At 45.4% G+C, this 12,363-nt stretch carries 8 protein-coding genes; 4 read left to right on the top strand and 4 right to left on the bottom strand.

Going from position 1 to position 12,363, the window contains the following annotated elements:
• Window positions 1-30: 30 nt before the first annotated feature.
• The 3 genes from ACZ5ZC_RS03570 to ACZ5ZC_RS03560 form a co-directional block, all read right to left on the bottom strand.
• Window positions 31-738 (bottom strand): 1-pyrroline-5-carboxylate dehydrogenase, encoded by a 708-nt coding sequence (locus ACZ5ZC_RS03570; protein WP_006740880.1) that lies wholly within the window; start codon window positions 736-738, stop codon window positions 31-33.
• Window positions 739-749: 11 nt separating this feature from the next.
• Window positions 750-3,881, bottom strand: a complete 3,132-nt coding sequence (gene putA / locus ACZ5ZC_RS03565; RefSeq protein WP_006740881.1) for a bifunctional proline dehydrogenase/L-glutamate gamma-semialdehyde dehydrogenase PutA — start codon at window positions 3,879-3,881, stop codon at window positions 750-752.
• Between the two features lie 406 nt (window positions 3,882-4,287).
• Window positions 4,288-5,100, bottom strand: a complete 813-nt coding sequence (locus ACZ5ZC_RS03560) for an AraC family transcriptional regulator (protein ID WP_005392148.1) — start codon at window positions 5,098-5,100, stop codon at window positions 4,288-4,290.
• Between the two features lie 968 nt (window positions 5,101-6,068).
• Between ACZ5ZC_RS03560 and ACZ5ZC_RS03555 the strand changes: the two genes are divergently transcribed.
• Window positions 6,069-6,788, top strand: coding sequence for a helix-turn-helix transcriptional regulator (locus tag ACZ5ZC_RS03555; protein ID WP_005392144.1), 720 nt, complete (start codon window positions 6,069-6,071; stop codon window positions 6,786-6,788).
• A 72-nt stretch (window positions 6,789-6,860) separates the two neighbouring features.
• On the opposite strand, the gene pdxH is transcribed toward ACZ5ZC_RS03555, so the two are convergent.
• The gene (gene pdxH / locus ACZ5ZC_RS03550; RefSeq protein ID WP_054866767.1) at window positions 6,861-7,496 is read right to left on the bottom strand and encodes a pyridoxamine 5'-phosphate oxidase; all 636 of its coding nucleotides are present in this window, start codon (window positions 7,494-7,496) and stop codon (window positions 6,861-6,863) included.
• Between the two features lie 115 nt (window positions 7,497-7,611).
• On the opposite strand from pdxH, the gene ACZ5ZC_RS03545 reads away from it, so the two are divergent.
• The 3 genes from ACZ5ZC_RS03545 to ACZ5ZC_RS03535 all read left to right on the top strand — a co-directional run bounded on the left by ACZ5ZC_RS03545 (window position 7,612) and on the right by ACZ5ZC_RS03535 (window position 12,269).
• Window positions 7,612-9,486, top strand: coding sequence for a sensor histidine kinase (locus ACZ5ZC_RS03545; protein ID WP_464931809.1), 1,875 nt, complete (start codon window positions 7,612-7,614; stop codon window positions 9,484-9,486).
• Complete coding sequence (locus ACZ5ZC_RS03540; RefSeq protein WP_054866765.1) at window positions 9,479-10,705, top strand: sigma-54-dependent transcriptional regulator; 1,227 nt, start codon at window positions 9,479-9,481, stop codon at window positions 10,703-10,705. The genes ACZ5ZC_RS03545 and ACZ5ZC_RS03540 overlap by 8 nt, the downstream gene beginning before the upstream one ends.
• A 172-nt stretch (window positions 10,706-10,877) precedes the next feature.
• Entirely contained in the window at window positions 10,878-12,269 is a 1,392-nt protein-coding gene (locus tag ACZ5ZC_RS03535) for an HlyD family type I secretion periplasmic adaptor subunit (protein WP_203347777.1), read from the top strand.
• Window positions 12,270-12,363 lie beyond the last annotated feature (94 nt).

The raw sequence follows: 12,363 nt of genomic DNA, 5'->3' as shown, positions 1-12,363 counted from the left end.
AGTTACTCCAGATTGGTATCACAAGTCAGGTTAGTGAGTTTCGTTCCCCAACTCGAGTAGAGTCGCGTTACCACCCACCGCGGTAATATTTATCGTTCGAGTGCGCTCGGTAATGAAGCGCAACGAGAGATGAGGATCATGAGCCAATTTCGGTGACTCTAAATCCGTTTCAGAAACTAAGCCGACGATTGCACCGTCACGCTTAGCTAGTTGAAGATTGAGCGCATGCTCAACCTGTGAACGCCCAACATAACCCACACTACGTACATCGCTCTCAAGCAACGGGGCAGACGCATCGTACGCAACAACCTGGACTAAGTTAGATGGGAAGTTTGCCAACGCTACAGCTTGCTTAACCAGTTGGTTTAGCTCTGCATTGTCACTGCAAACGACCACGCTGTTGCCTGCAATTAAGGCACAGGTGATCATTGCAAAAGCACTGTATAACGCATTATCAGCAGGCTCGATGTTGTTTTCACAAATCACCAAAGCCACACCGCGTCCTGCGGCATACAGTTCGTTAGTTTCCCCTGTAGGGCCAACTAACTGGTGAGTTTCTGCAAGAAGAGTTGATGCTTGTTGCAAGTGGTAAGAAACCACTTTGGCAACGGTAGACTGCTGCCCTTCTAATGCAGATTTAAATGCCAGAACATGCTCGCATTTGTAATCAAAATCAGTCAGATTCCACTGCTCCCACGCAGAGAATGCATCTTTAAAATAGGTGATCTGATGAACCATAATGCGACTCCTTATGCGTTTTCTGCTTGAGCAAGAAGATGTTGAGTAAAGCGGAATAGGTAGTGTGGACCACCAGCTTTCGGGCCAGTACCCGACAAGCCTTGACCACCAAACGGCTGTACACCAACCACAGCACCAACTTGGTCTCGGTTGATGTAGCAGTTACCTACTCGAGCATGTTTCTCAATCCAACGGTACGTGGTTTCGTTACGGCTATGGATACCCATCGTCAAGCCAAAACCCGTCTTGTTGATCTGCGCAACCACGTTCGGTAATTCAGACGCTTTAAAGCGAACAATGTGCAAGATTGGACCAAATTGTTCTTCTTTCAGCACATCGATGCCCGAGATTTCAAACGCACTTGGTGAGACAAAGTCACCATGCTGGCACGATTCATCCAGCTGTAGCTGAGCGACTTTAGTCTGTGTTTTGCTCATTTGCTCAAGGTGAGCAAGGAGTTTTTGTTTTGCATTGCTGTCGATAACCGGACCAACATCCGTTTTGTGTAGGTAAGGTAAACCAACATGCAGCTCATTCATCGCACCTTGAATCAGGTTGATCATACGGTCTGCTACATCTTCTTGTACAAATAGAACACGAAGGGCAGAACAACGCTGACCGGCAGATGCAAACGCTGAACGAATCACATCACGCACCACCTGCTCTGGCAATGCAGTACTGTCCACGATCATTGCGTTTTGACCACCTGTTTCCGCAATAAACGGAACCGGTTTCGCGCTGCGCTCCGCAAGCGTGACGTTAATGCGTTGCGCAGTTGCCGTTGAACCAGTGAATGCCACACCAGCAATGGCATCATGAGAAGTCAGTGCATGGCCGATCTCAGCGCCGCGACCAGTAAGTAACTGAATCACACCAGCAGGGAAACCCGCATCAAGCATTAATTCAATAGCGCGAGCGGCAATTAAGCTTGTTTGCTCAGCAGGTTTTGCAACCACTGTGTTACCTGCAATCAGTGCTGCCGTTACCTGACCAAGGAAAATAGCCAGAGGGAAGTTCCAAGGGCTAATACATACAAACACACCAAGACCTTCACGGCTAGAAATGCGTTTCACACCGTCAAAACCCTCTAGCTCAAATGGCTGTAGGTTTTGCGCTTGTTTCGCGTAATAACGACAGAAATCCACTGCTTCACGAACTTCATCAATACTATCGTGAATCGTCTTGCCCGCTTCTTTGTGACAAATCGCCACCAGCTCAGCCAGATTTTCTTCCATTAAGTCAGCAAGCTTTTCTAAACAAGCCGCTTTTTGCTCAACAGGAACGCCTTTCCAATCAGAGAAAGCAGTTTGCGCCGCATCAATTGCAGCGGAAACATGATCAAGTGTTGCAAATGCCACCTTGCCGACTTCAATTCGGCGATCGTACGGTGCGGTGATGATCTCAGCCGCATTTTCCTTGATCATGCTTTCGGCAAAACGCTCACCATTGATCATCGGGCCTGCAACCCACTGATTGTCCATGAAGCTTTCTACTTGCGCTTCAAATGGCTTTGCCTCACTGTCGATATCAATGTTGACGCCGTATGAGTTCTTACGCTCAGGGAAGATGTCGGCAGGTAATGGGATCTTGTCGTTGTGTAGCGTGTCAAACCCCGTCAACACATCAACAGGGTGATGAGTCAACTCGTAAATCGGACAACGCGCATCAACCAATCGATGTACAAACGAGCTGTTTGCGCCATTTTCCAGCAGACGACGAACCAAGTACGGAAGAAGATCAGCATGGCTACCGACAGGAGCGTAAATACGTACTGGCTGACCATACATTTCCATAACATGGTTATACAGTGAATCACCCATACCATGTAGACGCTGGAACTCGTACTCTTTGTGCTCAGCCATAACGGCGATTGCCGTCACCGTGTGGGCATTGTGGCTTGCAAATTGCGGGTAGATATTACCGCGAACACCTTCGCTAAGTAGGAAACGAGCACAAGCTAGGTACGCAACGTCCGTCGCTTCTTTGCGAGTGTATACCGGGTAATTAGCGTAACCCGCTTGTTGAGACCACTTGATTTCGCTGTCCCAGTACGCGCCTTTAACCAAACGCAGCGGAATAAGGTCACCCTGCTCTTTTGCGAGTGCGTTTAGCCACACCAAGACTGGTAGAGCACGTTTTGAGTAGGCTTGAATAACCAAACCAAACTTGCCCCAACCTTTCACAAGATCGCTACGGTACACTTTCTCAAATAGCTTCAGAGAAAGCTCAAGGCGATCCGCTTCTTCTGCATCGATTGTGATTGCAACGTCGACTTCAATTGCACGTTTCAATAGCTGCATTAGTGAGTCATACAACTCTGTCATTACACGTTCTTCATTTGCGACTTCGTAGCGCGGGTGTAATGCAGAAAGCTTGATGGAAATCGAAGGCGCAGGACTGGTGTCATTGCCGTAAGTCTCTCGACCTACCGCTTCGATCGCCATTAGGTAATCTTTGAAGTACTTGTTCGCGTCGGCTGTGGTTAACGCCGCCTCACCTAACATATCGAATGAGTAGGTGAAACCTTTGTCGCGCATTGGGCGACCATTCTTTTGCGCTTCTTCGATCGTACGACCACGAACAAACTGGTGACCCATGATCTTCATTGCCTGATACATGGCTTTACGAATCACAGGCTCAGAGAATTTATTTACCAGACGGTTTACAGCCTGACCTGGGCTCTGGGTGCCTTGCTCACCAAGACCAACCACTTTACCTGTTAGCATGAGGCCCCATGTTGATGCGTTAACAAACACAGAGTCAGAGTTTTTCAGGTGAGATTTCCAGTCTGCGACGCTCAACTTATCTTTAATCAAAGAATCTGCTGTCGCGGCATCTGGGATGCGCATTAATGCTTCTGCAAGACACATCAGCAAGATACCTTCTTGAGTATCTAAGCTGTATTCCAACAATAGAGCATCAATCATCTGGATTGACTTCTTATCGGCACGAATGGCTTCGATAAGTTGGGTCGTTTGGGTAGTGATCGCCGATTTTTCATCCTCTGTCGGCGTCGCTAGTGGCAATAGTTGCTCTAGCCATTGAGACTCGTCCACCATATACAATGGCGAGATCAGTGACCACAACTTATCAAGCGGCTGCCCGATAAATTCCGGTGTCAACACGTTCGTAGCTGTAAACATGTGTGTTCCTCAATCTCACTCCTCGAAAACCGCTTCGAGGATTATCAATGGCTGGCAGTGTATTTTGAGGCCGATAAGAATACTTGTCAAAAACTACGACATTTTTGCCAAAAACTCGCTTTTATAACAAAACATCCACATAGTCACATTCAAATAGGTAATATTTTGTGTTGTAAATTTTAATTTTTTCATTGCAATCACAACAAAATGTCAAGAATATCAATAAGATTTTTGTGAAGCGTCCGTTCTAAGAGAAAATGTAGGATCAAGTGGCATATCAGTCACACCAAAGGACAGAGAATTTAACAAAACGAGAGATAGGTCACGTGAATAAAACACAAAAAAACCATGCATATTGCATGGTTTTGTTCTGATTGCTGCTAATTTGACCTAAAAATACGCGTTGTTATCCAACTTGTTTTTTATAGCGGGATGGCGATATTCCCTGTAAGCGAGTAAAAGTATGAGTAAACGTACTCTGGCTTGAGAAACCAGTGAATTCGGCAATTTGCCCTAAAGAAAGGTGGCCTTGCTCGATTAATTCACGAGCCATGTCGATACGCTTTCCGAGAACATATTGATGAGGTGTAATCCCCATCTGCTCCTTAAACAAGCAATGGAACTGACTTTCCCCAAGAAACACTCGTCCCGCTAACTGAGCCACACTGATTTTATGGCTAAGGTGCTGCTCGATGTAGCGATCAATCGCCTCCAAATCAAAGCGTGACTCTTTTCGGCTAGTCTCAAATGCCGAGATATGGCGCTGCATCAGTGCAATCACAGTGTCGTTGCACGCGCGACTTAACAGCAGATCATCCGGATGGTTTCGCATTTCCTGAACCAACATCTGTATCAGCTTCTGAATTTGACCGTCTAACTGAAAGTAGACATGGTCTCTCTCCAGATTATTGATTTTCTGCAGCATTTCAGGATCATCATTTGTCGGTTTTGGCATATTCAACACCAAAATATCCGATTGGTTAATAACGCCACCGAAAGCATGATCAGAGCATGCGGTTACCACACAACCTTGGCCAGGACCGACAAGATTACCTCGTCCACGCACTTCAAATTCGGCTTGTCCTTTTAAACCAATCACGATCTGTGTGTAAGAATGATCATGGCAATCCATATAAGACGGAAGTGTGATCAGTTCTGCTGGCTTAGGCAGCATAATCTCTTGATATGGCAGGGCTTTGGGGTTATCTGAATCACTCATTTTAAACAGTCGTCTTTACACGGTCAGCTTACGTCTTGGCATCATATACCTTCCTTGTTGGGTTGCAACTTTTCCCCAACTCAATCGCACAAGATCAAAACAGCATGATCAAGTTCGTTTACATGATCATAGTTCCGGAACGATGATCATGCGAGGTTAACTTACGGTCAATGAGCAACCAATTTTATTAACAAAAACGGATAGATAGAAGCACCTTACGTATACATAACCAATAGATATAAAGATCCTTGTTACCGAACAATCCGTTATTTGGTAGAACACTGCGGTTCAAAATAGATAAATCGCCTCATAAACAGATCAAAGCCACCTCTTGAAATCAACATAGAGGGATTTCCCCCCTTACTAATATGCTTCTGATTCAATACATTAGTCCTCGAGCTTTAAGATGCATACGATCTAAAGCTCTCGGTATCTCATTGATACCTCTAACTTACTTAGCAGACCCTCGCTAGGTAATTTAGAACCTCTTCTACACGTCGACAAGATTATATCTTGTGTTGCCAGCCCGTCTTCAGGCTGGCTTTTTTTTCGCTTCTCAACAATGAAAACAATGGCATAAGCTGATATTATAGCTTTCGTCTCACTGTCCCTCTCATATGACTTAGGCGCCGTTCTCCCTCTCGATGATGAACGCCAACTAAATTACAACTGAGTTGTAGGAAGCATGATCAAGGACGATACGAGTTGTAAGCCGAACATCAGGCGGACATCCGTGAGCGCACATATCTGTAATGAAACAGACCATTTTCCCAATTAAATTCTTCGTTCAATTTCGTTGTTGTTTATCACTGTGTGACGAAAATATCGAACACCATGAACTTAATTGGATTGAGCGCCAATCAACGAACGTGTTCTAGCAACGTGACTGCCTACTTGGCAATGTCAATATTAACAACGCAACACGGACGTCTCTGTATTGGTAAAAGCAGTATGTAGTGAGTCCTTTTGTGAATATTTCAGTCGATACCATAGAACAATCCCTCCTTAAACAGCTTCCAGGTTGTTGGGGATGCAAAGATAAAGATTCGGTATTCCGCTACGTAAATCAGGAATACGCAGAACTGTTGGGACACACGTCGCCCGAGGAGTGCGTCGGTAAAACTGATTTTGAGATGGCAAGTCCAACCACTGAATGTGCACAAGAATTTCAACGCCAAGATAAACACGTCATCGAAACTGGTGAGTCACTCAAAATTCTTGATATCCACCCTTATCCAGATGGCCGCTGGCGAGCGCATATCTTTACTAAAACACCGTGGCGAGATGACAATGGTAACATCGTAGGGACCATTTTCTACGGAAGAGAGCTCACCGACACCGCCGTGATTGAAGTTGGGTATTGGGTTTGTCGTGCAATCAGCACCAACCCTAATCAGCAATCCATCTTTCGTTTCTCTGATTTACAACCAAAACCTGAGAAGCTCACATGTCGCGAGCAAGAAACGCTTTTCCTCTTGCTCTACGGCAAGAAGCCACAATTCATCTCTCAGGTCATGGGCATATCAACAAAAACCGTTGAAGGTCACGTCGCACGCTTACGTAATAAGTTTGCAGCGAACAGCAAGAACGAACTAATAGATAAAGCAATGGAAGCTGGCTACGGCTCTGTTGTACCCAAAACTCTGCTTAAGCATCAATTATCGGTAGTGTTGAATGGAGAGCGATAATTCACGCCACTTTCCACCTACAAAAACACCGCCCAAGTGGGCGGTGTTCGTTTATTCATGAGGCAAGAGAGTTTATGGCGCAAGACGGTCAATGTCCCAACTTCCATCATGTTGGGAGAAAAGAAAGCGGTCATGAAGACGGTGTTCACCACCCTGCCAAAACTCAATACTCTGTGGTTTTACGCGAAAACCACCCCAAAAGGTTGGAACCGGTATTTCACCCTTAGCAAATTTCTGTTTTAGCTCTAAAAACTTACCTTCTAATACGCCTCGAGCAGAAATACGGCTACTTTGCTTGCTCGCGATTGCGGCTAATTGGCTCTCTTTTGGACGAGAAGTAAAGTATTTCATATTTTCTACTGCGGTGAGCTTTTCCGCCACACCAGTAATATGAACCTGGCGCTCTAACGGATGCCAAGGGAAGTGCAAACTAATATTGCAGTTATGCTCAAGCTGCTGGGCCTTGCGACTGCCTAGGTTGGTGTAAAATACAAAGCCATTTTTGTCGACGTTTTTCAATAGAACAATGCGTTGAAACGGCATGCCATTTTCATCAACCGTTGCAACTGTCATCGCAGTCGGATCCGTTAAACCCGCTTCAACTGCTTGCTCTAGCCACAGATTAAATTGATCAATAGGATCAGCTTTCAAATCTTTACGACGTAGCCCACCTTTGGTGTACTCACGACGAATATCAGCAAGTTCCATCTTTACTCCTTCACTCGTTTTTGTCGATTGTGCTCCCGATACTGAGGAAATACAAGGACATCATTGTGCTTGTTATCGTTGCCGCTCACAGCATCACAGTGTGTCATTTGATACCATGACACAAAAAACCAGTGAGCTGATCGTGAACTTACTCAACCCTAAAGCCCTACGCCATTTTCTATTGCTACTGTGTGCCGTTGGCATTTCAGGGCTCGCGCTTACTCATCATTACGCAACTCAATACCAACATGATCAGTGGCAACAAAAGCTAGAGAGACAAGCAGCGCAAGTGTCGCAAGAAGTCGACTACGAGCTGGCAAAGTTTGAACAGATACCAAACCTATTAAGTCACGATCCGAGATTACTCAAAGCAGTAGAACGCGGAGCGCCCTCTCACGAGCTCAACCTATTGTTAGCAGATTGGTTGAAACAAAGTTTGGCCGATACGATTTACGTTCATGACCGCACAGGGTTGGTCATTGCCTCAAGTAACTTTCAGCAAGAAGATACGTTTGTTGGTTCCAGCTTTAGCTATCGTCCCTATTTTAAAAATGCGCGACGCGGTGAACCTGCTCAATATGTCGGGTTAGGCGTTCGTTCAAATAAACGTGGGTACTTCTTCTCATCTCCGCTTTGGGTAAATGAGGAAGTCGTTGGCGTGATCACGGTAAAAGTGAATTTGGAGCAGTTAGAACAGCGTCTTTCGCAAACCACGACGGACGTACTCATCACGGATAAACACAATGTCGTGTTTATGAGCAATTTGCCTAACTGGCGCTATCGTGCACTCTTCCCGCTGTCACCGAGTGCGATAAACGAGCTTACCGAAACGCGTCAGTATGGCGATACCTTACCAGAGTATTTTGGTCAGCTTACCGCACAAAGTGGCGTCAGCGAGTTTGCTGATAATCAATTGCTCCTCTCACCCAATTACCTCGCATACGCGACACATTTATTGGATAAAGGATTTCGCGTCGTTGCCTTGATAAACCACAACACCGTCCTTGCCGCCGTTTTACAGGCTGATATCGTCTTCCTGATTCTATATGCGCTCATTGCGCTGATTGCGTTGGCGTGGTTCCAAACACTCGTGAACAAGGCACGCCTAGCCGACCTTAATGTGAGCCTAGAAGAAAAAGTGGTGCAACGGACACTAGTGCTGAGTGAAGCCAACCAAAAGCTACAACAGACCATCCGCCAATATGAGCAAAGCCAGCAAGAGCTCAAACAAACGCAACAAGAGTTGACCCAAGCCGCGAAATTAGCATTATTGGGTGAGCTGTCTGCCAGTATTAATCATGAGATAAATCAGCCACTTTCCGCACTAAGAACCTATACCGAAAACTCGCAGCGTTTGTTGGCAATGGAAAAATACCCAATGGTCGCCGACAACTTGGGCAAAATGCTAACACTCAATGACACCATTTCGGAAGTGATCGCACGCTTAAAAGTCTTCACTCGGAAAGCCACGCACGATTCACACAATGAAATCGCGGTACTGCACGACGCAGTACATACTGCCACCAGCATTTTGAGCAACAAACTCATTAAACAAGGGGTGACATTAAAAGTCCCAGCTATCGATTATAATGTGAAGCTAGCAATTCACAGCGTTGAGTTAGAGCAAGTTCTGATCAATCTCTTCCATAATGCTGCACAAGCGATGGAAAACTACTGCATTGATCCGCAAATATCTATTGCCGTTCAGTGTCATGATGACAGCTGTGACATTCTTGTTTCTGACAACGGGCCCGGCATGTCGGACGAAGCCCTAGCAAAAGTCTTTGACCCATTTTTTACGACTAAGCCAGAGGGCTTAGGATTAGGTTTGACCATCTCCAAACGCATTTTAGAAAGCTATCACGGTTCACTCAGTGCTTATAAACATCAGAACACGGAACAACAAGCAGGAGGCATGACCTTTATCGTGACGCTGCCAATCGCTATCCAAAACCAACGCAACCCAGAAGTGGAAAACAACCATGAATAATCCCGTTTTCTTTGTTGATGATGAACCACATATTCGTGATGCCGTCGCTCAAGCACTGCTTATTGAAGGGATAGACGTCACCTGCTTACCAAACGCCGTGGAAGCCTTACGCGTTATCGACCCAAATACGCCAGCGATCATCATCACCGATATCCATATGCCCGTGATGGATGGATTGGAGTTCATGCGAACGTTGCGAAGTAAAAACGATCACTTTCAATTTATCGTACTTACCGGACATGGAGATGTGAAAACCGCGGTAGATGCGATGAAAAGCGGCGCGTACGACTTTCTCGAAAAGCCTTTTTCAACGGAACAACTTATGAAGTCGCTCAATAACGCTGGCGATAAGTTGAATCTATTGCAGGAAAACATCTGGCTTAAAAAAGAGCTCGACATGCAAACTCACGTTGGTCCGAAAATGATTGGTCACAGTAAAGCCATGGTGAGCATTCGTCGCGCTTTGATCAGCGCACCAACGAACCAACCGCTCATTTTTGTTGGTCAAGATGGCACAGGTCGCCGGCTCGCCGCACAATTTGCCCACGACATACATGCAACGCCAGACAGCGAGTTAATCGCCGCTTCTGGTGAGGATCTCTATGAGCTTTCATTAGAAGCCCTCGATAAAGCCATACATCGCTTGATTGAAGGAAAAAGCCATTGCAGCTTGTACTTACATAGTGCTGAGCATGTGTCATATGAACAATGGCAATGCTTATTTAACCACCCGAAACTTGAGCGTGTTTTTGGTGCAACAACCCAAGTCGATCCGTCTATCAAAGCCCTGGCTACTCTAATTCACTTGCCGACACTCGATGAAAGAAAAGAAGACATTGGACCTTTATACAAGCATTTTGTACGCCACGCAGCGAGCCGTTATCAGCTTCAACCGCCACACATTAGCTTAGAAGAAGTCAAACATCTGACCGATTTAGAATGGCCAGAGAATATAAAGCAGCTGCGCCAATTTGCAGAACTTCGCGCACTCAAGCCAGATACCTTCCGAATGGAAGATTGGAACAGTGAAAAAAGTATCGAAATTCAGAGTATGACTCAGCGCACAGAATACTTTGAATATTGCTTATTATTCGATGCACTACAAAGACACCGAGGCAGACTCAAAGAGGTTCAACTAGAATTACAGGTATCACGCAAAACCTTGTACGACAAACTAAAAAAACATCAGTTGGATAAAACCAAGTTCAAGGCGCAATAGCCATACTCTGACGGTATCTCCACTTTTCTTTTGCTAGAGAAGCATTGAAAACGCTCATTCGGAGAGAGAATGGTCTTCGTCTCATATTTTTATTCGCCGAGCATACTGACATGATCGGTTAATAATAATAAGATCAAAAAGATAATCAGCATTTATATAAGCAGGGACTGTGATGAGCCGAGATAACTACAACAAACTCAACAATGAAGAGTTGGATTTTGTTGACGACAAAACTGCAGCATTGCTCCTCAACACCCCCAACAGCGCACGTTTGATGCTCTGGGTGATGGTGTTGTTTTTTATTGCTGCAATAGGCTGGGCGTCTTGGGCTGAAATAGACCAGGTCACTGTTGGTCAGGGAAAAGTCATTCCCTCTTCACAGATTCAAGTTGTCCAAAACTTAGAAGGTGGCTTAGTCAAAGAAATTTTAGTCAAAGAAGGTCAGTTGGTTGAAAAAGGTCAGCAGTTACTTCTTATCGATGACACTCGCTTTCGCTCTGATTTTCGTGAGCGTGAACAACAAGTTGCCAACCTAACTGCGTCTGTGCTGCAACTCTCAGCTTCAATCAACAGTGTTGCCGTGAATCGTGATTTTGAAACGGAAAACTGGCGCCAAAGCGTAGTACTCGATTATGGCAAACTGACCTTTCCACCAATTTTAGAAGAAACTCAGCCGAAACTCACTCAGCGCCAGAAAGCAGAATACCGCGAAGATTTAGACAATTTACGCAACCAACTTTCGGTGATTGACCAACAAGTTCAGCAAAAGCAGCAGGACTTAGTAGAGATTGAAGCGCGAGTAAGGAACTTACGTCAAAGCTATCAATATGCGAAGAAAGAATTAGACATCACCAAACCGTTGGCTGATGAAGGTGTTGTGCCTCGTATTGAATTACTCAAGTTACAACGCCAAGTCAACGACACCCGCCGCGAAATGACTTCCAGTGAGCTCAAAATCCCGGTATTAAAGTCAGCGATTCGAGAATCCATGCTTAATCGCATTGATGTTGCGCTCAAATTCCGCTCTGAACAGCAAGAGAAACTCAACAGCGCCCAAGACCAGTTATCTGCCTTGGTTGAATCAGCTGTGGGTTTAGAAGATAGAGTCAATCGAACCGTTGTGAACTCGCCAGTAACAGGCAAAATCAAAACGCTGAACATCAACACCGTTGGGGGTGTTATCCAGCCAGGCATGGATATCGTCGAAATTGTACCAACTGAAGATACGTTATTAGTAGAAGCGAAAATTGCGCCAAAAGACATTGCATTTTTGCGCCCAGACCTACACGCCATCGTGAAGTTTACGGCTTACGACTTCACTAAGTACGGCGGCTTAGAGGGTGAATTGGAGCACATCAGCGCAGATACAACCCAAGATGAAGAAGGAAATAGCTTTTACATCGTTCGTGTCCGCACCGATAAAACGAATTTTGGTCAAGATGCAGATTTACCAATCATTCCAGGAATGACGGCATCGGTCGATATCATCACAGGGAAGCGAACCGTTTTGGAATATCTACTTAAACCGATTTTAAGTGCCAAAACGAACGCCTTGAAGGAGTAAATCACACCAAGGTACTCACAACGGCGAGTATTGAGCGATAAGTGATTAAATAAAAAGCACTTGTTTCTCACTGACGAACCCTTTAGAAGAGTAT

The sequence above is a fragment of the Vibrio sp. JCM 18905 genome (assembly GCF_055393305.1).
Note: the sequence above shows the minus strand (reverse complement) of the source record. Positions and strands in the feature narration are given on the sequence as shown.